The sequence below is a fragment of the Pseudomonas taiwanensis genome (assembly GCF_013393345.1).
In the GTDB taxonomy this organism is placed as follows: domain Bacteria; phylum Pseudomonadota; class Gammaproteobacteria; order Pseudomonadales; family Pseudomonadaceae; genus Metapseudomonas; species Metapseudomonas resinovorans_C.
In genome coordinates this window covers 232,775-258,492 of record NZ_QJRF01000061.1, presented here as the reverse complement: position 1 = coordinate 258,492, position 25,718 = coordinate 232,775, and the positions used below count along the sequence as shown (strand labels likewise).

General features: G+C 64.9%; 23 protein-coding genes. 20 read left to right on the top strand and 3 right to left on the bottom strand.

The window, feature by feature from the left end; all coding sequences use genetic code 11:
• Positions 1–16: 16 nt before the first annotated feature.
• From DM872_RS15600 to DM872_RS15560, 9 genes are all read left to right on the top strand, one after another.
• Positions 17–1,042, top strand: a complete 1,026-nt coding sequence (locus DM872_RS15600; RefSeq protein ID WP_179060337.1) for a response regulator — start codon at positions 17–19, stop codon at positions 1,040–1,042.
• 132 nt (positions 1,043–1,174) lie between these two features.
• Positions 1,175–2,270 (top strand): peptide chain release factor 2 gene (gene prfB, locus DM872_RS15595; RefSeq protein WP_179060336.1). Its coding sequence is split into 2 segments (ribosomal slippage): positions 1,175–1,246 and positions 1,248–2,270, totalling 1,095 coding nucleotides; the frame shifts between segments, so codons are not numbered across the junction.
• Positions 2,271–2,394: 124 nt separating this feature from the next.
• On the top strand, positions 2,395–3,900 hold the full coding sequence (lysS, locus tag DM872_RS15590; RefSeq protein ID WP_179060335.1) for a lysine--tRNA ligase: 1,506 nt from the start codon (positions 2,395–2,397) through the stop codon (positions 3,898–3,900).
• Positions 3,901–4,096: 196 nt separating this feature from the next.
• Positions 4,097–4,810 (top strand): TetR/AcrR family transcriptional regulator, encoded by a 714-nt coding sequence (locus DM872_RS15585; protein WP_077527628.1) that lies wholly within the window; start codon positions 4,097–4,099, stop codon positions 4,808–4,810.
• A gap of 202 nt (positions 4,811–5,012) precedes the next feature.
• Positions 5,013–5,567, top strand: coding sequence for a hypothetical protein (locus DM872_RS15580; protein ID WP_179060334.1), 555 nt, complete (start codon positions 5,013–5,015; stop codon positions 5,565–5,567).
• A gap of 7 nt (positions 5,568–5,574) precedes the next feature.
• On the top strand, positions 5,575–6,864 hold the full coding sequence (locus DM872_RS15575; protein WP_179060333.1) for a flavohemoglobin expression-modulating QEGLA motif protein: 1,290 nt from the start codon (positions 5,575–5,577) through the stop codon (positions 6,862–6,864).
• 201 nt (positions 6,865–7,065) lie between these two features.
• On the top strand, positions 7,066–7,959 hold the full coding sequence (locus DM872_RS15570) for an alpha/beta hydrolase (RefSeq protein WP_179060332.1): 894 nt from the start codon (positions 7,066–7,068) through the stop codon (positions 7,957–7,959).
• Positions 7,956–8,279, top strand: a complete 324-nt coding sequence (locus DM872_RS15565; protein WP_179060331.1) for a hypothetical protein — start codon at positions 7,956–7,958, stop codon at positions 8,277–8,279. Before DM872_RS15570 ends, DM872_RS15565 begins: the two co-directional genes overlap by 4 nt.
• A 28-nt stretch (positions 8,280–8,307) precedes the next feature.
• Entirely contained in the window at positions 8,308–8,808 is a 501-nt protein-coding gene (locus DM872_RS15560; protein WP_179060330.1) for an O-acetyl-ADP-ribose deacetylase, read from the top strand.
• Between the two features lie 488 nt (positions 8,809–9,296).
• On the opposite strand, the gene DM872_RS15555 is transcribed toward DM872_RS15560, so the two are convergent.
• The gene (locus tag DM872_RS15555; protein WP_179060329.1) at positions 9,297–11,483 is read right to left on the bottom strand and encodes a heavy metal translocating P-type ATPase; all 2,187 of its coding nucleotides are present in this window, start codon (positions 11,481–11,483) and stop codon (positions 9,297–9,299) included.
• A 75-nt stretch (positions 11,484–11,558) separates the two neighbouring features.
• Between DM872_RS15555 and cadR the strand changes: the two genes are divergently transcribed.
• Positions 11,559–12,026 (top strand): Cd(II)/Pb(II)-responsive transcriptional regulator, encoded by a 468-nt coding sequence (gene cadR / locus DM872_RS15550; RefSeq protein ID WP_077527635.1) that lies wholly within the window; start codon positions 11,559–11,561, stop codon positions 12,024–12,026.
• Positions 12,027–12,042: 16 nt separating this feature from the next.
• Here the strand turns inward: cadR and DM872_RS15545 are convergent, their stop codons facing one another.
• Positions 12,043–12,387, bottom strand: coding sequence for a pilin assembly protein (locus tag DM872_RS15545; protein ID WP_179060328.1), 345 nt, complete (start codon positions 12,385–12,387; stop codon positions 12,043–12,045).
• Positions 12,388–12,590: 203 nt separating this feature from the next.
• Between DM872_RS15545 and ppc the strand changes: the two genes are divergently transcribed.
• The 8 genes from ppc to DM872_RS15505 all read left to right on the top strand — a co-directional run bounded on the left by ppc (position 12,591) and on the right by DM872_RS15505 (position 20,590).
• Positions 12,591–15,227 carry a phosphoenolpyruvate carboxylase gene (ppc, locus tag DM872_RS15540; protein WP_179060327.1) on the top strand — a complete coding sequence of 879 codons (2,637 nt, stop codon included), beginning with the start codon at positions 12,591–12,593 and terminating at the stop codon, positions 15,225–15,227.
• Between the two features lie 161 nt (positions 15,228–15,388).
• Positions 15,389–16,036 (top strand): adenylate kinase, encoded by a 648-nt coding sequence (gene adk / locus DM872_RS15535; RefSeq protein ID WP_179060326.1) that lies wholly within the window; start codon positions 15,389–15,391, stop codon positions 16,034–16,036.
• An 84-nt stretch (positions 16,037–16,120) separates the two neighbouring features.
• The gene (gene tsaB, locus DM872_RS15530; RefSeq protein WP_179060325.1) at positions 16,121–16,801 is read left to right on the top strand and encodes a tRNA (adenosine(37)-N6)-threonylcarbamoyltransferase complex dimerization subunit type 1 TsaB; all 681 of its coding nucleotides are present in this window, start codon (positions 16,121–16,123) and stop codon (positions 16,799–16,801) included.
• A gap of 104 nt (positions 16,802–16,905) precedes the next feature.
• Complete coding sequence (locus tag DM872_RS15525) at positions 16,906–17,250, top strand: hypothetical protein (protein ID WP_179060324.1); 345 nt, start codon at positions 16,906–16,908, stop codon at positions 17,248–17,250.
• Positions 17,250–18,104 carry a DUF72 domain-containing protein gene (locus DM872_RS15520; protein WP_179060323.1) on the top strand — a complete coding sequence of 285 codons (855 nt, stop codon included), beginning with the start codon at positions 17,250–17,252 and terminating at the stop codon, positions 18,102–18,104. Before DM872_RS15525 ends, DM872_RS15520 begins: the two co-directional genes overlap by 1 nt.
• Positions 18,105–18,222: 118 nt before the next feature.
• On the top strand, positions 18,223–19,050 hold the full coding sequence (locus DM872_RS15515; protein WP_179060322.1) for an isocitrate lyase/PEP mutase family protein: 828 nt from the start codon (positions 18,223–18,225) through the stop codon (positions 19,048–19,050).
• 7 nt (positions 19,051–19,057) lie between these two features.
• Positions 19,058–19,747, top strand: coding sequence for an extensin-like domain-containing protein (locus tag DM872_RS15510; protein ID WP_179060321.1), 690 nt, complete (start codon positions 19,058–19,060; stop codon positions 19,745–19,747).
• A 69-nt stretch (positions 19,748–19,816) separates the two neighbouring features.
• On the top strand, positions 19,817–20,590 hold the full coding sequence (locus DM872_RS15505; protein ID WP_179060320.1) for a class I SAM-dependent methyltransferase: 774 nt from the start codon (positions 19,817–19,819) through the stop codon (positions 20,588–20,590).
• A 60-nt stretch (positions 20,591–20,650) separates the two neighbouring features.
• Here the strand turns inward: DM872_RS15505 and DM872_RS15500 are convergent, their stop codons facing one another.
• Entirely contained in the window at positions 20,651–21,286 is a 636-nt protein-coding gene (locus tag DM872_RS15500) for a TetR/AcrR family transcriptional regulator (RefSeq protein WP_077527645.1), read from the bottom strand.
• 92 nt (positions 21,287–21,378) lie between these two features.
• On the opposite strand from DM872_RS15500, the gene DM872_RS15495 reads away from it, so the two are divergent.
• Entirely contained in the window at positions 21,379–22,482 is a 1,104-nt protein-coding gene (locus DM872_RS15495) for an efflux RND transporter periplasmic adaptor subunit (protein WP_179060319.1), read from the top strand.
• A 6-nt stretch (positions 22,483–22,488) separates the two neighbouring features.
• A complete protein-coding gene (locus DM872_RS15490) occupies positions 22,489–25,605 on the top strand; it encodes an efflux RND transporter permease subunit (RefSeq protein ID WP_179060318.1) in 3,117 nt (1,038 codons plus the stop codon).
• Positions 25,606–25,718: the final 113 nt, after the last annotated feature.

Sequence of the window (25,718 nt, the reverse complement as noted above, 5' to 3'; positions counted from 1 at the left end):
GGGCCCGGAGAGCGTGATGCAATACCCCTATCGCAACCCCATGGACATGACGCCGGTCGAGCCTTCGGCAATGGTGCTGCTGGTCGATGACCAGGCCATGGTCGGTGAAACGGTGCGTCGGGCACTGATGGCCGAACCGGGCATCGATTTCCATTTCTGCGCCGACCCGCTGCAGGCGGTCGCCGTGGCCTTGCAGATCAAACCCACGGTCATCCTTCAGGACCTTGTGATGCCCGGGGTCGACGGCCTCAGCCTGCTCGCCGAGTACCGCGCGGTGCCGGCGCTGCGCGATGTGCCGATCATCGTCCTGTCCACCAAGGAAGAACCCACGGTAAAGAGCGCCGCCTTCGCCGCCGGCGCCAACGATTACCTGGTCAAGCTGCCCGATACCATCGAGCTGGTCGCGCGCATCCGCTACCACTCGCGCTCCTTCACCGCGCTGCAGCAGCGCGACGAGGCCTACCGCGCCCTGCGCGAGAGCCAGCAGCAGCTGTTGGAAGCCAACCTGGTGCTGCAGCGGCTGATGAACTCCGACGGCCTGACCGGGCTGTCCAACCGGCGTCACTTCGACGAGTACCTGGACATGGAGTGGCGACGCGCGCTCCGCGAGCAAAGCGAGCTGTCGATGCTGATGATCGACGTCGACCACTTCAAAGGTTTCAACGACAACTTCGGCCATGTGGCGGGTGACGAGGCGCTGCGCCGGGTGGCGGAGTCCATCCGTGCTTGCTGCAGCCGAGCCACCGACCTGGCCGCGCGCTACGGCGGCGAAGAGTTCGCGATGATCCTGCCGGGCACTGCCGCTGGCGGCGCACGCCTGCTGGCGGAAAAGGTACGACGCTCGGTGGAGGCGCTGGGCATTCACCACGATCTGCCGGTGGCGGGCTCGGTGCTGAGCGTCAGCATCGGCGTCGCCACGCTCACGCCGAAGTTGGGCCAGGTTTCCCTGGTGCTGGTGGACATGGCTGACCAGGGCCTCTATCAGGCCAAGAACAACGGCCGTAACCGGGTGGCCATGGTGGCAGCCAGCCCCGCGCCCTGATCGGGACGGGGCGCCATGGCGCCCGTGCGTCGCCAGCGGGGCGCATTTCGCGGCTGGCATGCTGCCGGCATCCGGTGACTCGGGTATACTCGCCGGCTTTTCCGAAAGTTTTGCCAGCGAGAGCTTCCCGTCATGGAAATCAACCCGATCCTGAACAGCATCAAGGACCTCTCCGATCGCACCCTGTCTATTCGGGGGTATCTTTGACTACGATCAGAAGCATGATCGTCTCGTCGAAGTAAACCGCGAACTCGAAGACCCCGCCGTCTGGAACAACCCCGAATACGCCCAGAATCTCGGCCGTGAACGTGCCCAGCTGGCGCAGATCGTCGAAACCCTGGACGACCTCACCAGCGGCCTCGGCGACTCCCGCGACCTGCTGGACATGGCGGTCGAGGAGAACGACGAAGGCGCGGTCAACGACGTCTCCACCGAAGTCGAGCGCCTGCGCGAGATCCTCGAGAAGCTCGAGTTCCGCCGCATGTTCAGCGGCGAGATGGACATGAACAACGCCTACCTGGACATCCAGGCCGGCTCCGGCGGCACCGAAGCCCAGGACTGGGCCAACATGCTGCTGCGCATGTACCTGCGCTGGGCCGACAAGCGCGGCTTCGACGCCACCATCATCGAACTGTCCGCAGGCGAAGTCGCCGGCATCAAGGGCGCCACCGTGCATGTGAAGGGCGAGTACGCCTTTGGCTGGCTGCGCACCGAGATCGGCGTGCACCGTCTGGTGCGCAAGAGCCCGTTCGACTCCGGCAACCGTCGCCACACCTCGTTCACCGCGGTGTTCGTATCGCCCGAGATCGATGACAACATCGAGATCGAGATCAACCCGGCGGACCTGCGCATCGACACCTACCGCTCCTCCGGCGCGGGCGGTCAGCACGTGAACACCACCGACTCCGCGGTGCGTATCACTCACGTGCCCACGAACACCGTGGTGGCGTGCCAGAACGAACGCTCCCAGCACGCCAACAAGGACACCGCCATGAAAATGCTGCGGGCCAGGTTGTACGAGCAGGAGATGCAGAAACGCACCGCCGCGTCCCAGGCGCTGGAAGACACCAAGTCCGACATCGGCTGGGGGCACCAGATTCGCTCCTACGTACTCGACCAGTCGCGGATCAAGGACCTGCGCACCGGTGTCGAGCGCAGCGACTGCGACAAGGTGCTGGACGGCGATCTGGACGAATACCTTGAGGCCAGCCTCAAACAAGGGCTCTGACGCGGAGCCGCTTTTGTAGGAGCGAGGGGGACACCCAGTTCTTGCTCGCGTCGAAAAGCGTCGCGAGCAGGCTCGCTCCTACAGTTACCTTCTTTTGAAATTGACGCCAGGCAGATAGACGACCATGAGCGACCAACAACTCGACCAGCACGAACTGCAACAGGAAGAAAACAAGCTGATCGCCCAGCGCAAGGAAAAACTTGCCGCCGTGCGTGAAGCCAAGGCCATTGCCTTCCCCAATGACTTCCGCCGCGAGAACTACTTCGCGGACCTGCAGAAGCAGTACGCCGACAAGACCAAGGAAGAGCTGGAAGCAGCCGCCATCCCGGTCAAGGTCGCTGGTCGCATCATGCTCAACCGCGGCTCCTTCATCGTCCTTCAGGACAGCAGCGGCCGCCTGCAGGTCTACGTCAACCGCAAGACCCTGCCGGAAGAAACCCTGGCCGAGATCAAGACCTGGGACCTGGGCGACATCATCGGCGCCGAAGGCACCCTGGCCCGTTCCGGCAAGGGCGACCTGTACGTCGAGATGACCAGCGTGCGCCTGCTGACCAAGTCCCTGCGCCCGCTGCCGGACAAACACCACGGCCTGACCGACACCGAGCAGCGCTATCGCCAGCGCTACGTCGACCTGATCGTCAACGAGGAAACCCGCAACACCTTCCGCGTACGTTCCCAGGTGATCGCCCACATCCGCCGCTTCCTGTCCGACCGCGGTTTCCTCGAAGTGGAAACCCCGATGCTGCAGACCATCCCCGGCGGCGCCGCGGCCAAGCCGTTCGCGACCCACCACAATGCGCTGGACATGGCCATGTTCCTGCGTATAGCGCCGGAGCTGTACCTCAAGCGCCTGGTGGTCGGCGGCTTCGAGAAGGTCTTCGAGATCAACCGCAACTTCCGTAACGAAGGCGTCTCGACCCGGCACAACCCCGAGTTCACCATGCTCGAGTTCTACCAGGCCTACGCAGACTACGAAGACAACATGGACCTGACCGAGGAACTGTTCCGCGAGCTGGCCCAGGCCGTGCTCGGCAGCACCGACGTGCCCTACGGCGACAAGGTCTTCCACTTCGGCGAGCCGTTTGCCCGCCTGTCCGTGTTCGACGCGATCCTCAAATACAACCCGGAAATCAGCGCCGCTGACCTCAAGGATGTCGAGACCGCCCGTGCGATCGCCAAGAAGGCCGGTGCCAAGGTCCTTGGCCACGAAGGCCTGGGCAAGCTGCAGGTGATGATTTTCGAGGAGCTGGTGGAGCACAAGCTGGAGCAGCCGCACTTCATCACCCAGTACCCGTTCGAAGTGTCGCCGCTGGCGCGCCGCAACGACCAGGACCCGAGCGTCACCGACCGCTTCGAGCTGTTCATCGGTGGCCGCGAGATTGCCAACGCCTACTCCGAGCTGAACGATGCCGAGGACCAGGCCGAGCGCTTCATGCTGCAGGTCAAGGAGAAGGATGCCGGTGACGACGAGGCGATGCATTACGACGCCGACTTCGTCAATGCGCTGGAATACGGCATGCCGCCCACCGCCGGCGAAGGCATCGGTATCGACCGACTTGTGATGTTGCTCACCAATTCGCCGTCTATTCGTGACGTCATCCTGTTCCCGCACATGCGGCCCCAGGCTTGATGCAGGAGTAAGAAAGAAACCGCCTTCGGGCGGTTTTTTCTTGGCCGCCGTCCGGCATGCGAACCTTTTGCCCCGGCGCCGCTCCTACAAGGCGCTAGTCAGGGAGACAGAGCCTAAATCTCGCCAGTTCCTGCATTGATAAGCGGGATAAATGGTCAACACTTTCACCTTGAGTGAGTTCGGAGGGTTTCCTGTCTTGAGCCAGTCGTCCCGCAGTGACAGCGCCGCCCGCGTAGCCAGCGCGGTCGCCGAAAGCGTGAAATACCAGGGCCGCAAGGCCAGCCGCCAGGGCAGCGAGCAACGCCGCCAGGCGATCCTCGATGCCGCCATGCGTATCATCGTCCGCGACGGTGTACGGGCCGTGCGCCATCGCGCCGTCGCCGCGGAGGCCCAGGTGCCGCTGTCGGCCACTACCTATTACTTCAAGGACATCAACGACCTCATCACCGATACCTTTGCGCAGTTCGTGGAGCGCAGTTCGGCGGTGATGGCGGCCTTCTGGGCCAGCGTGGAGGATGACCTGCAGGCCATGGCCGGTGTGCTCAGCCGCGACGGCGATTCGCGCCGGGAAATGACCGACCAGATCGTCGAACTGGCCATCCAGTACGTGCGCAGCCAGCTCGAAGAGAACCGCGACCAGTTGCTGGCCGAGCATGCCTTCCGCCAGGAAGCGCTACTGAATGCCGGTCTCCGTAATCTTGCTGACGCACATCGCAGGATACTCTCGCAGGGCGCGGAGCATTTCTTCCAGGTACTGGGCTCGGCCGAACCCACCGAAGACGCCAAGGTGTTGACGGCCGTCATTCTGCGGATGGAATATCAGGGCCTCCTCGACGGCGTGGAAAACCTCGACATCGACGAGATGCGAGCGGTCCTTAAACGCTACCTTTACCTGGTGATGGGACTGTAGGCGCATAGATCAAACCCCGCCGTGCCGGCGGCTGCGTGAACACTGCTGCACTCGGCCATGCGTCGTTGAAAGCAGGCTCAGAATGCTCATTTACTGCGTGTAAACTGCGCTTCTTCGCCTGTTTCGCCTAGCCTGGCCAACGCTCGCGACGTGTTCACTTGGCCGGCGAGGCGGGGTTTTTCGTTATCACAAGGAGAGCGAGATGAAAGTCTGGCGTGCCGTGGTTGCCCTGTCCTTCCTGCTGTTGGGCGGCTGCCTGGTCACCTTCAAGGATCCGATTCCGGCCAATGAGCCGGCCCCCATCCCACTGCTCGGGGACTGGACCCGCAAGGACGAATGGGGCGAACGCGAGTATCTGGAGATCAGCCGCTCCGGCTCCAACGTGTACAAGGCACGCAGCTTCGAGGGCAGCAAGGACAACCTGGAGGGCATGGAGGAGTTCGGCTTCACCGTCGCCCACCACGGCCGCCGCTGGTACCTCTCGGCCGGGTTGCCGAAGAAACTCGGCGCGAACTTCGCCATCGCCGGTTTCGAACTGACCACGGATAACGAACTCGTGGTCTACAACCTGGATATCGAGCGCATCGAACAGGAAATGCAGGAAGGCAAGTTCCAGGGCCAGCCCGTCGAAATGCCGGACGGCGACGGCGTGCTCATCACCACTCCGCTGGATGTGGTCTTCGGCTGGCTGGATGACCCGGCCAACTCGGATGTCTTCGTTGAAGTGGCGCGTTACCAGCGCTCGGCCGAGGAGTGAGCCAACGATGACCCGTCGCAAGCTCCCTGACGATTACCAGAAGACCATCCGCGCGCTGTCCGATCGCATCGTCCAGGCACAGACCCCGATCCGCGTGCTGGACGCCGTGAAATGGGACGACAGCGTCCGCCAGGACTTCCTCAAGCACAAGGGCAAGTCCATGCCCGCTGTGGACCGTGCTTACTACGAGAGCCGCCCGCTGGCCTTCGACTCGGTAGAGAAGAAGCTGGAATTCCAGAACATCGAGCGCGACATCACTCGTCACCTGGGCCAGTTCAACCCGGTGGGCCAGATCATGCGGCGCATGTGCAAGGAATACCGCATGGTGATCCGCATGCTGGAAGCGCGCGGCACCGCGGATTTCGGCCTGATTTCCCAGGAGCTTTACGGCGCGGCGTCCGATGCCTTCCATGCCGGTGACCCGACCTTGGCCGACCTCGGCCTGATGCTCTCGGACTACCTGAACAACATTGCCGACCGTGGCGACCTCAAGGACGATCCCAAGACCCTGAGCGCGAAGGACGCCGTCAACCTGCTGCAGAGCCGGCTGGGAGAGGTGTTCGGCGATGACACCATCCGGGTGTTCGAGTCCGACGGCATCGTCGCCGACGCGGCCGCCGGCGCCGATTACATCAAGATTCGCGCCGACGCCCTGTTCAACGAACGCGACGTGCGCGCCCTGGAAGTCCACGAGGGGCTGGTGCACGTCGGCACCACCCTGAACGGCCAGAACCAACCGATCTGCACCTTCCTCTCCAAGGGCCCGCCGTCCTCCACCGTGACCCAGGAAGGCCTGGCGATCCTGATGGAAGTGATCGCCTTCGCCTCCTACCCGAGCCGACTGCGCCGCCTGACCAACCGGACCCGTGCCATCCACATGGCGGAGGAGGGCGCCGACTTCCTCGACGTCTACCACTTCTACCGTGAGCAGGGTTACGCCATGGAGGAGAGCTATGGCAGCGCCAGCCGCGCCTTCCGTGGGTCGGTGCCGGGTGGACTGCCCTTCACCAAGGACCTGTCGTACCTGAAGGGTTTCATCCTGATCTACAACTACATCCAGCTCGCGGTGCGCAAAGGCAAGCTGGAGCAGATCCCACTGCTGTTCTGCGGCAAGACCACCCTGGAGGACACCCGCACGCTGCGCCAGTTGGTGGACGAGGGCCTGGTGGTGCCGCCGAAGTACCTGCCGCCGCAGTTCCGCGACCTCAACGCGCTGTCGGCCTGGATGTGCTTCTCCAACTTCCTCAACCACCTGAGCCTGGACCGCATCGAGGCGGATTACGCCAACATCCTCTGACCTCTCTGGCGGGGCGAATTCGTTGGCTATGCCTGCTGCCAGAAGCAACCTTGTAGGAGCTAGCTTGCTAGCGAAAAGAAGCCATTCGCTGGCAAGCCAGCTCCTAGGGGCAAGGCCGCTACTTGCAACACTTGATGCAGACACAGCCAATTCATTCGCCAACCAGCCCGCAGGGCTGGCCTGTGATGTTTCAGGAAGGAAATGCACATGCCCGCTTCTCGCCTCCTGCTGATTGTTTTCACCCTGTTCCTGCAAGGCTGCAGCTCACTGCTGTTCTACCCCGACCAGTACCTGCCCTTCACGCCGGAAAAGGCCAAGTTGGCGTATCGCGATATCAGCCTGACCACCGCCGATGGCACGCGCCTGCATGCCTGGTGGCTTCCGGCCAAGCCCGGCGTGGAGGTGAAGGGAACGGTGCTCCACCTGCACGGCAACGGCGGCAATGTCGCCACCCACCTGGGCGGCAGCTGGTGGTTGCCGGAGCAGGGCTACCAGGTGCTGTTGCTGGACTATCGCGGCTACGGCCGCTCCGAGGGTTCGCCCAGCCTGCCGGCACTCTATGAGGACATCGATGCCGCCTTCGCCTGGCTCGACCAGGCGCCGGAGGTCCAGGGCAAACCGGTCGTGCTGCTCGGCCAGAGCATCGGAGGCGCCCTGGCGGTGCACTACCTCTCCGAGCGCCCGGAGCGCCGCGGTCGGCTCAAGGCCCTGGTACTGGACGGCGTACCTGCCAGCTACCGCGAGGTGGCCCGCTTCAGCCTGTCCAATGCCTGGCCGCTCTGGCCATTGCAGGTCCCCCTGTCCTGGCTGGTGCCCGACGGAGACAGCGCCATACGCGCCATTGGCGAGCTGAAAGGCTTGCCGATGCTGATCTACCACAGCATCGACGATCCGGTGGTGCCCCTTTCCAACGGCGTGCGCTTGTATCAAGCTGCGCCCCCGCCGCGGGTATTCCAGCCGGTCCGCGGCGGCCATGTGCAGACCTTCGCCGACCCCACCTGGCGCAAGGTCATGGTGCTTTACCTCGAAGACCCCAAGGGCTTCGTCGGACTGCGCCGGCTGGCTGAAGTCCCGAATACAGAGAGTCCCCAATGAGCGAACGCAATCCCATCCCGCTGATCCTCACCGGCATCGGCAGCATTGTCGGCACCGTGATGGTGCTCTGGTACTACGGCTACCTGCACTTCGCCAAACCCGAAGATGCGCTGCTGCTGTCCGACTTCACCATGCTCAAGACCGTCCCTGGCGAAGACTACAAGGTCTCCCTGGAGCCCTCCGCACAGGTGGCACAGTGCATCGACGGCGTGCTGGTGATGTTCGATACCACGCAGAAGGGGCTGACCGGCGTGCTTGTGGATAACAAGAAGAAAGCGGTGCGCTGCGTAGGTCAGGAGACCCCGCAGGAGGTCAAATAAGGGCTAGCCTCCACAAGGAGGTGAGCCTATGGACATTCGTATCTGGCAGGGCGACATCACCACCCTGGAGGTGGACGCCATCGTCAATGCCGCCAACTCCTCGCTGCTCGGCGGCGGGGGTGTTGATGGCGCCATTCACCGTGCCGCCGGCCCTGAACTCCTCGCCCATTGCCGCACGCTTGGCGGTTGCCCCACGGGCGAGGCGCGCATCACGCCCGGCTTCCGCCTGCCGGCGCGGTTCGTGATCCACACCGTCGGGCCGGTCTGGCACGGCGGCACACACCGCGAACCCGAACTGCTTGCCAACTGCTACCGCAACAGCCTCGCCCTGGCCGAAGCCGAAGGGCTGGCGAGCATCGCCTTTCCGGCGATCAGTTGCGGGGTGTATGGCTATCCGTTGCAGGAAGCAGCGCGAATCGCAGTAGCCGAGTTGCGACGGCCCCGCCCAGCGGGCAGCAGCCTGCGTGAGGCGCTGTTGGTGGCGTTTGGTGCGGATCAGGTGAAGATTTACCAGAACGCGCTGGCGTAGGTTGTGGCTGAGCTACGCGAAGCCCAACGGCGGCGCCGAACCGGGCAACGTTGGGCTTCGCTGCGCTCAGACCAACCTACGTGGCGTTTGGTGCAGATCAGGTGAAGTTTTACCAGGACACGCTGGCGTAGGTTGTGGCTGAGCTATGCGAAGCCCAACGGCGGAGCTGAACCGGGCAACGTTGGGCTTCGCTGCGCTCAGACCAACCTACGTTCTGTTGGTGGCGTTTGGTGCGGATCAGGTGAAGATTTACCAGGACGCGCTGGCGTAGGTTGTGGCTGAGCTACGCGAAGCCCAACGGCGGAGCCGAACCGGATAACGTTGGGCGTCGCTGCGCTCAGGCCAACCTACGTGGCGTTTGGTGCAGATCAGGTGAAGATTTACCAGGGCGCGCTGGCGTAGGTTGCGGCTGAGCTACGCGAAGCCCAACGGCGGGGCCGAACCGGGCAACGTTGGGCTTCGCTGCGCTCAGACCAACCTACGTTCTGTTAGCGCAATGAATTCGGCGACAACAACCGCAACCCGTTGAACACCACCAGCAAGCTGGCACCCATATCGGCAAACACCGCCATCCACAGCGTGCCTTCGCCCATCAGGGTCAACGCCAGGAACACCGCCTTGATACCCAACGCCAGGCTGATGTTCTGCATCAGCACGCTGTGGGTACGGCGGGACAGGCGGATGAATTGCGGCAGCTTGCGCAGGTCGTCGTCCATCAGCGCCACGCCGGCGGTTTCGATGGCGGTATCGGTGCCGGCCGCGCCCATGGCGAAACCGATGTCGGCGCGGGCCAGGGCGGGAGCGTCATTGATGCCGTCGCCGACCATGCCCACGGGCACACCGCCCGACTGGCGCTTGCCGATCTCGGCCAATTTGTCTTCAGGCAGCAGGTTGCCGCGGGCGTCATCCATGCCCACCTGGTCGGCGATGGTTTGCACCGTGTGCGGGTTGTCGCCGGAGAGCATCAGGGTTTTCACCCCCAGTTCATGCAGCTGGCCGATGGCTTCGCGGCTGCTGTCACGCACCGTATCCGCCACCGCGAACAGCGCGAGCACGGCGTTTTCACCACACAGCGCCACCACTGTTTTGCCCTGTGTTTCCAGGACGTCCAGGCGCGCTTCGAGCTCTGGCCCGCAGAGACCGAGCTCTTCCACCAGACGGTGATTGCCCAGGTGATAGCTATGGCCTGCGATCTGGCCACTGACGCCGCGGCCGGGCAGGGCGGCCAGGTTATCCACAGCGTAGAGGGCGATACCGTCGACCTCGGCGGCGCGTGCCACGGCCTGGGACACGGGATGGTCAGAGCGGGCGGCGAGGCTGGCCGCCAGGACTCGGGCATCGCGCTCGCCCGCCTGCAGCAGTTCGAAATCGGTCTGCCGAGGGCGCCCCTCGGTCAGGGTGCCGGTCTTGTCCAGGGCCACCCACGCAAGCTTGCGGCCGAGTTCGAGGAATACCCCGCCTTTGATCAGGATGCCGCCCCGCGCCGCTGCGGCGAGGCCGCTGACGATGGTCACCGGTGTGGAGATCACCAGTGCGCAGGGGCAGGCGATGACCAGTAGCACCAGCGCACGGTAGAGCCAGTCGAGCCAGGCGCCGTCGAACAGCAGCGGGGGAAGCAGGGCGGTGAGTACGGCGATGGCGATCACCACTGGCGTGTAAATGCTCGAGAAGCGGTCGACGAAGCGCTGGGTCGGCGCGCGCGCCCCCTGCGCCGCTTCCACCGCGTGGATGATGCGCGCCAGGGTGCTGTCGTCGGCGACGCGGGTGGCGCGGTACTCCATTTCACCTTCGCCATTGATGGTGCCGGCGAACAGCGGGTCGCCCAGGTCCTTCTCCACCGGCAGGCTTTCGCCGGTGATGGGGGCCTGGTTGACGCTGGAGCGCCCGCTCAGCACTTCCCCGTCGAGGGCGATGCGCTCGCCGGGACGCACTCGCAGGCGGTCGCCGGGCAGTACGTCGCGTGCCGCACGCTCGCGCCACTGACCGTCTTCGAACACGGTCGCCTGCTCGGGGGCCAGTTGCAGCAGGCCGCGAATGGCGTCCCGCGCGCGTTCCAGCGAGCGTGCTTCGATCAGTTCGGCAATGGCGAACAGCACACTGACCATCGCCGCTTCCGGCCACTGGCCGATCAGCAAGGCGCCGGTGACCGCGATGCTCATCAGGGCATTGATGTTCAGGTTGCGGTTCTTCAGGGCGATCCAGCCCTTCTTGTAGGTGGGCAGGCCGGCACCGAGGATGGCGAGTATCGCCAGCCCGGCGATCACCCACTCGGGCGCCAGGCCAAACCATTCACAGGCTTCCGCGGCCAGTGCTGCGAGCCCCGCCAGCGCCAGGGGCCACCAGGGCTTTTTCGCCTGGGCCGGCGCCGTGGCGGCAGCGCCCTCGGCCAGTGGCACCGCTTGCATGCCGAGACTTTCGATCAGGCGCTGCAAGGGCTCGACGTTGTCGAAACGGTGCCGCACGCGCAGCAGGCGCTGCATCAGGTTGAATTCCAGCGCCTCGACGGCCGGGACCTTGCCCAGGGCGTCGCGGATCAGGCGCTCCTCGGTGGGACAGTCCATGGCGTCGATGCGCAGGCTGCTCCAGCGCGCTTCGGCGGTAGCGGCGACGGCGGCTATTTCCGGCGTGGCGGAACGGGGCGCGTGGTCATGGTCGTGGCAGCAATGGTGGCTCATGGGTCAATTCCTGTTTGACGCTTCGAGTGGCATTGCACACCCTGTAGCAACTACAGAGTCAAGCGGAGGTCGAGCATGAAGATCGGCGAACTGGCGACCCTCACCGGTTGCCCCGTGGAAACCATCCGCTACTACGAGCGTGAAGGCCTGTTGCCCGAGCCTTCGCGCAGTGCGGGCAACTACCGGCAGTACGACACGCTCCATGTGGAGCGGCTGTCCTTCATTCGTCACTGCCGTTCGCTGGACATGACCCAGGAAGAAATCCGCGCGCTGCTGGCCCTGCGCGATCGCCCTGAGGCCGATTGCGGTACCGCCAATCGACTGATCGAGGAGCACCTGCACCATGTGGAGGTGCGGATCGCCGAACTGCATTCCCTGCGCGACCAGCTCAGGGAGCTGCGCGCGCGCTGCAGCGGCGTCGGCGCCAGCGAAGCCTGCGGCATCCTCCGCGAACTGGAACAGCCCGGACCACCGCCAGTGACCAGCGAGGAATGCGCGCACGCAGGCCACCTGCACGTGCCGGGCGTGCATCGACGGGGCTGAAACGGACAGCGGCGGTCTAGTGGTTCGTGTTGTCGCGCGGGTCGCTCAACTGCCGCAGGTAGCGGCGTGAAAGGGCCAGGAAACGGGGCGTCGGCCCGATGTCTTCATAGAGCGGGTCGCCCTGCTCGTCGGTGGCGACCACCTGGCTGCCCTTGACGTAGGGGAAGCTGGCTTCCAGCTCCTCAAGGGCGGAGCCGACCAGCTCCCCGATCAATTCCTCGACGCTGCGCTTGGGGTACATCTCGGCCAGGGCGGCCAGTCGCGCTGCGGACTCCAGGTCCAGATGAATGCTGTACTCGCTGCGGGTCAGGCGACCCTTGGCGTTCTGCTCCCAATGGCGGACCAGTTCTCGGATCTTCATAGACACCTCATCCTCTTCCCACGTGGTTGTGGGTGGCTTTGAACTCCGGGCGGTCTCTGCCACCCGGGAGTCGTCATTCGTGATGGCGGCTACTGTTCAGACTAGCTCGCAGGCGCATGGGGATACACCGTTCGTCGCACCCTTGTATCTGCATGGCGCTATCGGCAATCTGGAGGTCGAATCCAGCTAAGGAGGGGAAGGCAATGGCCGAAATAGACGTGCGCCTGCGTGAAGATGTCCACCTGCTCGGCGAGTTGCTCGGCGACACCATTCGCGCCCAACTGGGGGATGCCTTTCTCGACAAGATCGAGCGTATTCGCAAGGGCGCCAAGGCCGCGCGCAAAGGCTCGGCCCAGGGCGAGCGCCAGCTCATCGAGACCCTCGACGGCCTCCGCGACGACGAGCTGCTGCCGGTGGCTCGCGCCTTCAACCAGTTCCTCAACCTGGCGAACATCGCCGAGCAGTACCACCGTATCCGCCGGCGCGGCACGTCCGAACCGCAACCCTTCGAAGATTCAGTGCTCGGCGACCTGTTGCAGCGCCTGCTCCACGCCGGGCACGGCCCGGAGCAACTGGCCCGGCAGCTCGGACGGCTGGACATCGAACTGGTATTGACCGCTCACCCCACCGAAGTCGCACGCCGCACGCTGATCCAGAAATACGACGCCATGGCCGCGCAACTGGCGGCCCTGGACCATGCAGATCTCAGCGATGCCGAGCGCGAACAGACGCGCCTGCGCCTGCTGCGCCTGATCGCCGAGGCCTGGCACACCGAGGAAATCCGCCGCAGCCGGCCAAGCCCGGTGGATGAGGCGAAATGGGGCTTCGCGGTGATCGAACATTCCCTCTGGCACGCCCTGCCCAATGTTCTCCGCCATGTCGACCGGACCCTGCACGCCGCTACCGGCCTGCGCCTGCCATTGACCGCCGCGCCGGTGCGTTTCGCGTCATGGATGGGGGGCGACCGCGACGGCAATCCCAATGTCACCGCCGCCATCAGCCGCCAGGTGCTGCTGTTGGCGCGCTGGATGGCGGCCGACCTTTATCTGCGTGACATCGACCACCTGGCCTCCGAGCTGTCCATGCAGCAGGCGAGCGATGAGTTGCGGGTGCGGGTGGGTGTCCATCCCGAACCCTATCGTGCGGTACTCAAGCAACTGCGTGACCGCCTGCGCGCCACCCGTGCCTGGGCGGAAGCTGCACTGGATGGCGACGTCGCGCCGGGTACCGAGGTGCTGAGCGAGAACGCCCAGCTGCTGGACCCCCTGGAACTCTGCTATCACTCGCTACATGCGTGCGGCATGGGCGTGATCGCCGACGGCGCGCTGCTCGACTGCCTGCGCCGTGCGGCCACCTTCGGCCTGTTCCTGGTACGCCTGGATGTCCGTCAGGACGCCGGCCGCCACGCCGCTGCGCTCGATGAGATCACCGATTACCTGGGCCTCGGCAACTATGCCGAATGGGATGAAGAGACCCGCCTGACCTTCCTCCAGCGGGAACTGGACAACCGCCGCCCGCTGCTGCCTGCGAACTACCGACCCTCCGCCGACACCGCCGAAGTACTCGCCACCTGCCGCGTGGTGGCCCATGCGCCGGCTGCTTCCCTTGGCTCTTATGTCATCTCCATGGCCGGAGCTCCATCCGATGTGCTGGCGGTGCAATTGCTGCTCAAGGAAGCCGGGTTGCAACGGCCTATCCGCGTGGTGCCACTTTTCGAAACCCTGGCCGATCTGGACAACGCGGGGCCCGCTATCGACCGCCTGCTGGGCCTGCCCGGCTATCGCGCCCGGCTGCACGGCCCGCAGGAAGTGATGATCGGCTACTCCGACTCGGCCAAGGATGCCGGCACCGTCGCTGCCGCCTGGGCGCAGTACCGTGCTCAGGAGCGCCTGGTGGAAGTGTGCCGAGAGCATCAGGTGGAGTTGCTGTTGTTCCACGGCCGCGGTGGCACCGTGGGGCGCGGCGGCGGTCCGGCCCACGCGGCGATCCTGTCGCAACCGCCGGGATCTGTGGCAGGGCGTTTCCGCACCACGGAACAGGGCGAGATGATCCGCTTCAAGTTCGGTTTGCCGGGTATCGCCGAACAGAACCTCAACACTTACCTGGCTGCTGTCCTGGAGGCGACCCTGCTGCCTCCACCGGAGCCGGAACCGGCCTGGCGCGCCGCCATGGACCGCCTCGCGACGGACGGTGTGGCCGCCTACCGCGCGGTGGTGCGTGAGCATCCGCAGTTCGTCGAGTATTTCCGCCAGTCGACGCCCGAGCAGGAGCTGGGCCGTCTGCCGCTGGGCAGCCGACCGGCCAAGCGCCGCGCCGGCGGGGTGGAAAGCCTGCGGGCGATCCCCTGGATCTTCGCCTGGACCCAGACACGCCTGATGCTGCCGGCCTGGCTGGGCTGGGAAGCGGCCCTGGCCAATGCCCAGCAACGTGGTGAAACCCAACTGCTGGAGCGGATGCGCGAGCGCTGGCCGTTCTTCGCCACGCGCATCGACATGCTGGAGATGGTCCTGGCCAAGGCCGATGCCAATATCGCCGCGCTCTACGACGAGCGGCTGGTGCCGGAAGAGCTGAAATCCCTGGGTGCGCAGTTGCGCGACCTATTGTCGCAGGCGCGTACTTCGGTACTGGCTCTGACCGGTCAGTCCGAGCTTCTGGCGCATAACCCGGAGACCCGCGAAGCCATCAGTGTGCGCAACACCTACCTGGACCCCCTGCACCTGCTTCAGACGGAGCTCCTGGCCCGTTCCAGACGCTGCGAAGAGCACGTCGAAGGGCCGTTGGAACAGGCCCTTCTGGTGAGCGTTGCGGGCATCGCAGCGGGGCTCCGCAACACCGGTTGAGGCCGTTTTCGCCCCTCCTTCCGGCGTCTTGTGCGCTATAGGGGCGCTGTGTATCTTGAACGTCCTTTTGGCCCGACAGCGACGCCGAAAACCTATTCTGAGATTGGCCCCATGAGGCAAATCCGACCGATCTGAAAATAAAATCTTTGAGGAGCACATCGATGCGCGTGATTCTGCTGGGGGCCCCTGGTGCCGGCAAAGGTACTCAAGCCGGTTTCATCACCAAGAAGTTCGGCATTCCGCAAATTTCCACCGGCGACATGCTGCGCGCAGCCGTCAAGGCCGGTACCGAGCTCGGCCTGCAGGCCAAGAGCGTCATGGATGCTGGTGGCCTGGTTTCCGACGACCTGATCATCAACCTGGTCAAGGAACGCATCGCCCAGCCCGACTGCGCCAACGGCTTCCTCTTCGATGGTTTCCCGCGCACCATCCCTCAGGCTGAAGCCATGAAGGAAGCCGGTGTGAGCATCGACCACGTGGTCGAGATCGCCGTGGACGACGAAGAAATCGTCGGTCGTATCGCGGGCCGCCGTGTGCACCTGGCCTCCGGCCGCGTCTACCACACCGAGCACAACCCTCCGAAGGTTGCCGGCAAGGATGACGAAACCGGCGAAGACCTGATCCAGCGCGAAGACGACAAGGAAGAGACCGTGCGCAAGCGTCTCGCCGTGTACCACTCGCAGACCAAACCGCTGGTGGATTTCTACCAGAAGCTCTCCGCCGCTGAAGGCACCCCGAAGTACAGCGCCATTGCCGGCGTGGGTTCGGTGGACGAGATCACCTCCAAGGTGCTGGCCGCTCTCAGCTGAGACGCAGCCCGTATCTGACCAACGGCCCGCTTGCGGGCCGTTGGCGTTTATAATGCGCGCCTTTTTCTGCGTCTGGACTGATCGATGACCACTCTGCTGGCCCTGGATACCGCCACCGAAGCCTGCTCCGTCGCCCTGCTGCACGACGGCAAGGTGCTCAGCCACTACGAGGTGATCCCGCGTCTGCACGCCCAGCGTCTGCTACCGATGATCCAGACCCTGCTGGGCGAGGCCGGTGTACCGCTGTCGGCGCTGGATGCCATCGCGTTCGGTCGTGGTCCCGGGGCTTTCACCGGCGTGCGTATCGCCATTGGCGTTGTGCAGGGGCTGGCCTTCGCCCTGGATCGTCCGGTGCTGCCGGTGTCCGATCTGGCCGTTCTGGCCCAGCGCGCCCACCGCGAGCAGGGTGTCGACCAGGTGGCTGCCGCCATCGATGCGCGCATGGATGAGGTCTATTGGGGCTGCTACCGCCTGGACGCAGGCGAAATGCGCCTGGCCGGTGGGGAAGCGGTATTGCCGCCCGAGCAGGCACTGCTACCGCGCGATGCGAGCGGTGACTGGTACGGGGCCGGCACCGGTTGGGGCACCTTCGCCGCACGGATTCCGGTTGCGATCAGCGGCCAGTCACCAAACCTGCTACCCCATGCAGAAGACCTGCTGGCCCTGGCCCGTTTCGCCTGGGCGCGAGGTGAGGGCCTGCCCGCCGACCAGGCGCAACCGGTCTACCTGCGCGACAACGTCGCCACGCCCAAGGCGCCGCAGTAGAATTGCGCCATTGAGCCCCGTGCCGCGGATTGCCAAGCCGTGGCCGGACGGCTAGAGTCCACCGGCTATAATTTCGAAACGCCAGCACTGCCGAGCAGTAATCGATGCGCATCGACGGCTTTACCTCCTCCTTCCCACTGGAACGCAGCCCCCGTCAGGGCAGCGCGGTTACGCCTTACCGCGAGGTCCAGCGTGAAGAAGAAGCTCGTCGTGAGCAGCCGGGTACCCCGTCTTCGACCCAGGGTTACGAACAGGCTCCGCAACTCCGTCGTGTACAGGCCAGCAATGGCTCCACAGACAGCTTGCCGGTGCGCCCGCAGGACCTGATCCAGCAGCAGCGCAGCATCAGCAACCGTGCCGCCCAGGCCATCGCCAGCTACAGCAGCACCGCCAGCATGACCGCCGAATACGACGCTCCCGAAGTTCTCGGGCTCGATCTCTACGCCTGATGCTGCCCTACCATCTGGGCTGCCCGTCCTGGAACGAGCCGGCCTGGCGTGGCAGCTTCTACCCTGCTGACCTGCGACCCGCCGATACCCTTGGCCATTACGTCCAGGTGTTCAACGCGGTGGAAGGCAACACCACCTTCTACGCCCGTCCCTCCGCCGACACCCTGCAGCGTTGGGCGAACACGATGCCGGAACAATTCCGCTTCTGTGCAAAGGTGCCCCGCGACATCAGCCACGAAGGCGATCTCCGCGACCAGTTCGCCGCCACATCCGACTTCCTCAGGCTCCTTGCGCCCCTTGGCCAGCGCCTCGCGCCGCTCTGGCTGCAATTGCCGGCTGCCTTCGGCCCGAACCGGCTGGGCGAGCTGGCCTGTTGGTTGGACGAGTTCCAGCATCAGCCTATCGCCGTGGAAGTGCGCAGCCCCGCCTTCTTCGACAAGAGCGACGACGAGAGACTGCTCAACCGTCTGTTGCATGAGCGCGGCGTCGAGCGAATCTGCCTGGATTCGCGGGCCTTGTTCAGCGTTCGCTCCCAGGACCCGGCCGTACTCCATGCCCAATCGAAGAAACCCCGCGTGCCAGTGCGCCCCACGGCGTTCAGCGGCAGTCCGCAGGTGCGCTTCATCGGCGGGCCGGACCTGGATGCCAACCAACCATTCCTCGCGCCCTGGCTGGAGAAGATTGCTGGCTGGATCGAGCAGGGCCTCACGCCGAACATCTTCCTGCATACCCCGGACAACCATTTGGCAGCTGCCCAGGCCCTGCGCTTCCATGCCTGTCTCCGCGAGCGCCTGCCAGGGCTGCCGGAGCTGGTGCTTCCAGAGCCGCCAGCGCAACAACTTGGCCTGCTCTGACCGCTGACCGAGGTGCCATAGCGGCGTGGCAATCCGCATCGACAGTTCGCCGCAGCACGAACTGTCTCGCACCACCTTGGGCTAGGCTGAACTCTTCCCCTGGAATGCGGAGCCTGCCATGACCACCCAAGCACAACGCGGTGAAGCCTTCGCCAGCCTGCATCGCGGCCCCGGAGTCCTCGTCCTGCCCAACCCCTGGGACGCCGGTTCGGCGAAGATGCTTGCCCATCTCGGTTTCCATGCCCTGGCAACCACCAGTGCCGGTCTGGCGTTCGCCTTGGGACGACGGGATGCCGAAGGCAATGTCAGTCGCGACGAGGCCCTGGCCAATGCCCGCGAGATCGTGGACGCCACGCCGTTGCCGGTGGCGGCGGACCTGGAGAACGGTTACGGCGATCAGCCCGAGGATTGCGCGGCGACCATTCGTGCTGCCGCGGCTGTCGGCCTGGTAGGCGGCTCCATCGAGGACGCCAGTGGACGTCCCGACGAGCCCATCTACCCCCTGGAGCTCGCTGTCGAACGCGTTCGCGCCGCTGTGGCGGCGGCGCGCGGTCTCGGCTTTCCGTTCACCCTGGCTGCGCGGGCGGAGAATTACCTTCATGGTCGCCCCGACCTGGACGACACCCTGCGCCGGCTGGTCGCCTATGCGGAAGCTGGCGCCGATGTGCTCTATGCGCCCGGCCTGACCACGCGTGAACAAATCCATGAGGTCGTGCACGCCGTGGCGCCGCGTCCGGTGAACGTGCTGGTGGGGTCGGCCAGTCTGAAGCTGGGCCTGGATGAGCTGGCCGAGCTTGGGGTCCGGCGCGTCAGCGTCGGTTCGACTCTGGCGCGCGTCGCGCTGGGTGCGTTCTTCCAGTCAGCCGAGGCATTGCGTCGGGGTGATTTCGAACCGATGTCCCGGGCGATGCCCTTCGATCGCCTGAACGATCTGTTCAGGCCATGAGCCTGTCTTGCGTCGAATCCTGACCGGTCTCGCGGCGCTAGCCCTCCTGCTGGCGCCGACGTTGGAACGGGGGTGGCGCCTGGAACTGCCGCCACGCTGGAATCCCTGGGCGCCGCTGGATGTACGGGATGCGCCAGGCCTGGTGACCCGTTTCAAGCTCGCGCGGCTGCAGGGCGACCCCCAACTTTGCCGACAAGCACTCGCCAGTTCTCCGCTGCGCTATTCGGTAGTGCCCGATAGCGCCCCGGTGGCCGGCTGCCCCCTTTCCAACAGCGTGCGCATCAGTGCATCCGAGCTCGCCTTCAACAGCAGCTTCATCGCCACCTGCGAGCTTGCCGTGGCCGTCGCCCTGTTCGAGCGCCACGGCCTGCAACCCGCCGCGCAGGAAGTGTTTCGCCAGCGCGTGGTGCGTATCGATCACCTCGGCAGCTTCGCCTGTCGCAATATCGGCGGCAGCCAGCGCCGCAGTCAGCATGCATCGGCCAATGCGCTGGATATTGCCGGATTCCGGCTGGCCGACGGTCGTCGTATTTCGGTGGCCAGGGATTGGGCCGGGGAGGGCGACAATGCCCGGTTCCTGCGCGAGGTGCGGAAAGCGGCCTGTGAACATTTCAGTGTGACCCTCGGCCCGGACTACAACGCCGCCCATCACGACCACTTCCACCTGGATATGGGGCGATTCCACATGTGCCGCTGAGACGGGCGCGAATCTCCGTCCCTGGTCTGGCAGAATGCGCGGGTTTTTACCGGTCAGGCGATGGCGTCCATGAGTGAAGATTCTGTCAGGGTGAGGGCTGAGGCCCTGGAGCCGGCTTTTGCCGAAGCGCTGGATGCCTGGGCGGCGCGCCTGGGCCTGTCGCGCGATGGCGAGGCGGATTTCGCCCTGCAACTGGGCGGTGAGGGCCTGCAACTGCTGCAACTGGGGCCGGACTCGCCCGGGCCGGTGCGGGTGGATTTCGTCGAGGGCGCTTCCGCCCACCGGCGCAAGTTCGGGGGCGGCAGTGGGCAGATGATTGCCAAGGCCGTCGGCGTGCAGCCGGGCGTGCGCCCAACGGTACTGGATGCCACGGCGGGGCTCGGTCGTGATGCTTTCGTCCTGGCGACGCTGGGTTGCGACATGACGCTGATCGAGCGCCAGCCGCTGATCGCCGCCCTGCTGGAAGATGGCCTAGTCCGCGCGGGAAAGGACCTGGAAACGGCGGCAATTGCCGCGCGCATGCGCTTGCTGCATGGCAATGCCATCGAACTGATGCGCAACTGGCAAGGCGAAGCGCCCCAGGTGATCTACCTCGACCCGATGTTCCCGCACCGCGACAAGAGCGCCCTGGTGAAGAAGGAAATGCGCCTGTTCCGCCCGCTGGTCGGGGATGACCAGGATGCGCCGGCCCTGCTGGAGGCTGCCCTGGCCCTGGCCAGCCACCGGGTGGTGGTGAAGCGGCCACGCAAGGCGCCAATCATCGATGGCGCCAAGCCGGGCTATGCGCTGGAAGGCAAGTCCAGCCGCTACGACATCTACCCGAAGAAGAAGCTGGGTAGCTGACAGCCAGTTGGCCGGGCCGCTTACCTCAGCCCGGCCTGCGGAACCCCATCAGCCAATCGCTCAGGGTGCATAGGCCCTGATGAACAGCTCCACCACTTCCTGGACGTGCTCTTCGGCTTCGTCCCCCTCCAGCGCTGCGGCGCAGCCGATCAGCATGCGGAAGTTGTGCCCGCCCTTGATCAGGCAGAAGAAATGCTCGGCCGCGTTCTGTGGGTGGTCGATGCGTAGCTTGCCCGCCTGGTTGGCGTGGTCCAGCAGGCCGGTCATTTCCTGCAGGATCTGCAGCGGCCCCGCCTCGTAGAACATTCGAGACAGCTTCTGATCCTGGTTGGCCATGGCCACCATCACCCGGTGCAGCTCCAGGGATTCCCGGCTGTTGATTAGCCGATGGAAGCTGCGGCCGATGTTCAGCAGCACGTGCTGGATGCTGGCGTCCGCCGGCAGTTCGAACAGCAGCTCTGGTAGCTGCTCCTCGCACTTGGCCTTCACCGCGGCAGAGAACAGCGTCTCCTTGTCGGTGAAGTGGCTGTAGACCGTCAGCTTGGACACGCCGGCCTCGGCGGCGATGGCGTCCATGCTGCTGCCGTCGTAGCCCTTTTGTAGGAAAAGATTCTTCGCAGCTTCGAGAATGGCCTTTCTCTTCGCTGGATCTTTCGGGCGGCCTGGGCCGCTGGTCGGAAATGAATTGTCTGACATTTCTTTCTAAATACTGGACTGGTGAGTTTGCTATTTTTACTATACCCAGCAGTATAAATATTCCAGCTGCTCTTCGCGAAAGGTCATTCATCATGTTTCGCCATGCCTTGCCCATCGCTTTGCCCCTTTCCCTCTCCCTTCTGATCACGGCCTGCGGTAATGGGGAGCCTGTGCAACAGGTGGTGCGTCCGGCCATGGTGGTGCAGCCCGAGCCCGCTGCGGATGCGGTGGATACCTTCCCGGGCGAGGTGCGTTCGCGCTACGAACCGGACCTGGCTTTCCGCATCGGCGGCAAGATCGCCAAGCGCCTGGTGGAAGTGGGGCAGCGGGTGAAGAAGGATCAGGCCCTGGCCGAGCTCGACCCGGAGGACGTGCGCCTGCAACTGGAGGCCAGCCGCGCCCAGGTGGCTGCGGCCGACGCGAACCTCAAGCTGGTGCGGGCCGAGCGTGATCGCTACCGCACCCTGCTGGACCGTCAGATGATCAGTCGCTCCCAGTACGACAACGTCGAGAACCAGTACCGCGCGGGCGAAGCGCGGGTGAAGCAGATCAAGGCCGAACACAACGTCGCCAGCAACCAGGCTGCCTACACCGTGCTGCGTGCGTCCCAGGACGGCGTCATCGCCACCCGCCGGGCCGAAGTCGGGCAGGTTGTGGCCGCCGGACAGACGGTCTTCACCCTCGCTGTCGACGGTGAGCGCGAAGTGCTGATCAGCCTGCCGGAGCACGCCATCGATCGCTTCAAGGTGGGGCAGGACGTTGCTGTGGAGCTCTGGTCGCTGCCTGGCCAACGATTCCCGGCACGAATCCGTGAGCTCGCTCCGGCCGCCGATTCGCAGTCGCGCACGTTCGCTGCGCGGGTCGCCTTCATCGATGGCAAGGCGCCGGCGGAGCTGGGCCAGAGCGCCCGTGTGTTCATTCGCAGCAATGGCTCCGTGCCGCTTTCCGTACCGCTTTCGGCGCTCACCGCCGAGGCCGGCCAGCCTTACGTCTGGATAGTCGATCCGAAGGACTCCACGCTGAAGCGCCGCCTGGTGCGCGTTGGCCCTTACGGCGAGGACCGCGTGCCGGTGCTTGAAGGCCTCCAGCCCGATGACTGGGTGGTGGCCGCCGGCGTGCAGGTTCTGCGCGAAGGCCAGCAGGTGCGGCCGGTGGACCGCGCCAATCGTTCGGTGAAGATGCTGGCCAAGGAGTAAGGCGCCGTGAACTTCAACCTATCCGCCTGGGCGCTGCAGAACCGCCAGATCGTCCTCTACATCATGCTGCTGCTGGGCATCGTCGGGGCCATTTCCTACACCAAGCTGGGGCAGAGCGAAGACCCGCCCTTCACCTTCAAGGCCATGGTGGTCCGCACCAACTGGCCGGGCGCCAGCGCCGAGGAAGTGTCCCGTCAGGTCACCGAACGCATCGAGAAGAAGCTGATGGAGACCGGCGAGTACGACAAGATCATCTCCTTCTCCCGGCCCGGCGAGTCGCAGGTGACCTTCATCGCGCGGGACTCCATGCACTCCAACGAGATTCCCGAGCTCTGGTACCAGGTCCGCAAGAAGATCAGCGACATCCGCCACACCTTGCCGCCGGGCATCCAGGGGCCGTTCTTCAACGACGAATTCGGTACCACCTTCGGCAATATCTATGCGCTGACCGGTGAAGGTTTCGACTACGCCGTGCTCAAGGACTATGCCGACCGCATCCAGCTGCAACTGCAGCGGGTCAAGGACGTGGGCAAGGTGGAGCTGCTCGGCCTGCAGGACGAGAAGATCTGGATCGAACTGTCCAACGTCAAGCTGGCGACCCTGGGGTTGCCGCTCGCCGCCGTCCAGCAAGCCCTGGAAGATCAGAACGCGGTGGCCGCCGCTGGCTTCTTCGAAACCCCCAGCGACCGTGTGCAACTGAGGGTTTCCGGCCGTTTCGATTCCGTGAAGGAAATCCGCGACTTCCCCATCCGCGTGGGTGACCGCACTTTCCGTATCGGCGATGTCGCCGACGTCCGCCGTGGCTTCAATGACCCGCCCGCGCCGCGCATGCGCTTCATGGGCGAGGACGCCATCGGTCTCGCGGTGTCCATGAAGGGCGGCGGCGACATCCTGGTGCTCGGCGAGGCGCTGGAAAGCGAGTTTGCCCGCCTGCAACAGGACTTGCCGGCCGGTATGCAGCTGCGCAAGGTGTCGGACCAGCCGGCAGCGGTGAAGACCGGGGTGGGCGAGTTCGTTCGCGTGCTCACCGAGGCGCTGATCATCGTCTTGCTGGTGAGCTTCTTCTCCCTGGGCCTGCGTACCGGCCTGGTGGTGGCGCTGTCCATTCCGCTGGTGCTGGCGATGACCTTCGCCACCATGTATTACCTCGGCATCGGCCTGCACAAGATTTCCCTTGGCGCCCTGGTGCTCGCGCTTGGCTTGTTGGTGGACGACGCAATCATCGCGGTGGAGATGATGGCCATCAAGATGGAACAGGGCTACGACCGCCTGAAGGCGGCGAGCTATGCCTGGAGCAGTACCGCGTTCCCCATGCTCACCGGCACGCTGATCACCGCCGCCGGCTTCCTCCCCATCGCCACGGCGCAATCCGGCACCGGCGAATACACCCGCTCGATCTTCCAGGTGGTGACCATCGCCCTCGTGGTGTCCTGGATCGCCGCGGTGATGTTCGTGCCCTACCTGGGCGACCGCCTGCTGCCTGACCTTGCCAAGCTGCACGCGAAGAAACATGGCGGCAGCGACAAGGGCCACGATCCGTACAGCACGCCCTTCTACCAGCGCGTCCGTCGCGTGGTGGAGTGGTGCGTGCGGCGGCGCAAGACAGTGATCCTGCTGACCCTGGCGGCTTTCGTTGCCTCCATCGCCCTGTTCCGTTTCGTGCCCCAACAGTTCTTCCCGTCTTCCGGACGCCTGGAGCTGATGGTCGACCTCAAGCTGGGCGAGGGTTCGTCCCTGGCTAATACCGAGGTCGAGGTGAAGCGCCTGGAGCAGCTCCTGCGTGAGCATCCGGGTGTGGATAACTACGTGGCTTATGTCGGCACCGGTTCGCCGCGGTTCTATCTGCCGCTGGACCAGCAACTGCCGGCGGCGAGCTTCGCCCAGTTCGTGGTGCTGGCCAAATCCATCGAGTCGCGCGAAGAAATCCGCAGCTGGCTGATCCAGGTGCTGAACGACGAATTCCCCACGCTGCGCAGCCGTATCTCGCGCCTGGAAAACGGTCCACCAGTGGGTTACCCGGTGCAGTTCCGCGTATCTGGCGAGCACATCGATGAAGTCCGCGCCCTGGCCCGCAAGGTGGCCGACAAAGTGCGCGAGAACCCGCATGTGGTGAATGTGCACCTGGACTGGGAAGAGCCAAGCAAGGTGGTGCGCCTGAATATCGACCAGGACCGCGCGCGTGCCATGGGTGTGAGTACCGCCGATCTCTCGCGCTTCCTGCAGAGCTCGCTGACCGGCGCGCCGGTGAGCCAGTACCGCGAGGACAACGAGCTGATCGAGATCCTCCTGCGTGGCACGGTGCGCGAGCGTCAGGAATTGGCCTTGCTGCCGAGCCTGGCGATACCCACCGACAACGGCCGTAGCGTGCCGCTGTCGCAGATCGCCACCCTGGAATACGGCTTCGAGGAAGGCATCATCTGGCACCGCAATCGCCTGCCGACTGTCACCGTGCGTGCCGATATCTATGACAAGTCGCTGCCGGCTGGCCTGGTCAAGGACATCTCGCCGACGCTGGACCCGATCCGCGCCGAGTTGCCGGACGGCTACCTGCTGGAAGTGGGCGGGACGGTGGAAGACTCCGCGCGCGGGCAGAAGTCAGTGAACGCCGGCATGCCGCTGTTCATCGTGGTCGTGCTGACCCTGCTGATGCTGCAACTGAAGAGTTTCTCGCGCTCGGCGATGGTGTTCCTCACCGCGCCCCTGGGGTTGATCGGCGTGACCCTCTTCCTGCTGGTGTTCCGCCAGCCCTTCGGCTTCGTCGCCATGCTCGGAACCATCGCCCTGGCGGGGATGATCATGCGCAACTCGGTGATCCTCGTGGACCAGATCGAGCAGGACATCGCCCAGGGTCTGGATCGCTGGCACGCCATCATCGAAGCCACGGTGCGGCGCTTCCGTCCCATTGTGCTCACCGCCCTGGCTGCGGTGCTGGCGATGATCCCGCTGTCGCGCAGCGTGTTCTTCGGTCCGATGGCCGTCGCCATCATGGGCGGACTGATCGTCGCCACGGCCCTGACCCTGCTGTTCCTGCCCGCGCTCTATGCGGCCTGGTTCCGCGTCAAGCCGGCCGAGGCAGAGCAGACCCGGACGGTACCCGTGCCAGGTACGCAGCCCAGCCTCTGACGACAAAGGCCCCTTCGGGGGCCTTTTTCATGGGCCTCCCCCGGCGATCCTGCCAATCATCAGGCCACTTCTTCCCAGGCTCTTGGCGTCGATCGCCGGGGGGCAGAGACTGG

Excerpts from the sequence above, each read along its gene's own strand:
- DM872_RS15600 (WP_179060337.1), top strand. The coding sequence starts at position 17 with ATGCAATACCCCTATCGCAACCCCATGGACATGACGCCGGTCGAGCCT.
- lysS (WP_179060335.1), top strand. The coding sequence starts at position 2,395 with ATGAGCGACCAACAACTCGACCAGCACGAACTGCAACAGGAAGAAAAC.
- DM872_RS15580 (WP_179060334.1), top strand. The coding sequence starts at position 5,013 with ATGAAAGTCTGGCGTGCCGTGGTTGCCCTGTCCTTCCTGCTGTTGGGC.
- DM872_RS15575 (WP_179060333.1), top strand. The coding sequence starts at position 5,575 with ATGACCCGTCGCAAGCTCCCTGACGATTACCAGAAGACCATCCGCGCG.
- DM872_RS15570 (WP_179060332.1), top strand. The coding sequence starts at position 7,066 with ATGCACATGCCCGCTTCTCGCCTCCTGCTGATTGTTTTCACCCTGTTC.
- DM872_RS15565 (WP_179060331.1), top strand. The coding sequence starts at position 7,956 with ATGAGCGAACGCAATCCCATCCCGCTGATCCTCACCGGCATCGGCAGC.
- DM872_RS15560 (WP_179060330.1), top strand. The coding sequence starts at position 8,308 with ATGGACATTCGTATCTGGCAGGGCGACATCACCACCCTGGAGGTGGAC.
- DM872_RS15555 (WP_179060329.1), bottom strand. The coding sequence starts at position 11,483 with ATGAGCCACCATTGCTGCCACGACCATGACCACGCGCCCCGTTCCGCC.
- cadR (WP_077527635.1), top strand. The coding sequence starts at position 11,559 with ATGAAGATCGGCGAACTGGCGACCCTCACCGGTTGCCCCGTGGAAACC.
- DM872_RS15545 (WP_179060328.1), bottom strand. The coding sequence starts at position 12,387 with ATGAAGATCCGAGAACTGGTCCGCCATTGGGAGCAGAACGCCAAGGGT.
- ppc (WP_179060327.1), top strand. The coding sequence starts at position 12,591 with ATGGCCGAAATAGACGTGCGCCTGCGTGAAGATGTCCACCTGCTCGGC.
- adk (WP_179060326.1), top strand. The coding sequence starts at position 15,389 with ATGCGCGTGATTCTGCTGGGGGCCCCTGGTGCCGGCAAAGGTACTCAA.
- tsaB (WP_179060325.1), top strand. The coding sequence starts at position 16,121 with ATGACCACTCTGCTGGCCCTGGATACCGCCACCGAAGCCTGCTCCGTC.
- DM872_RS15525 (WP_179060324.1), top strand. The coding sequence starts at position 16,906 with ATGCGCATCGACGGCTTTACCTCCTCCTTCCCACTGGAACGCAGCCCC.
- DM872_RS15520 (WP_179060323.1), top strand. The coding sequence starts at position 17,250 with ATGCTGCCCTACCATCTGGGCTGCCCGTCCTGGAACGAGCCGGCCTGG.
- DM872_RS15515 (WP_179060322.1), top strand. The coding sequence starts at position 18,223 with ATGACCACCCAAGCACAACGCGGTGAAGCCTTCGCCAGCCTGCATCGC.
- DM872_RS15505 (WP_179060320.1), top strand. The coding sequence starts at position 19,817 with ATGAGTGAAGATTCTGTCAGGGTGAGGGCTGAGGCCCTGGAGCCGGCT.
- DM872_RS15500 (WP_077527645.1), bottom strand. The coding sequence starts at position 21,286 with ATGTCAGACAATTCATTTCCGACCAGCGGCCCAGGCCGCCCGAAAGAT.
- DM872_RS15495 (WP_179060319.1), top strand. The coding sequence starts at position 21,379 with ATGTTTCGCCATGCCTTGCCCATCGCTTTGCCCCTTTCCCTCTCCCTT.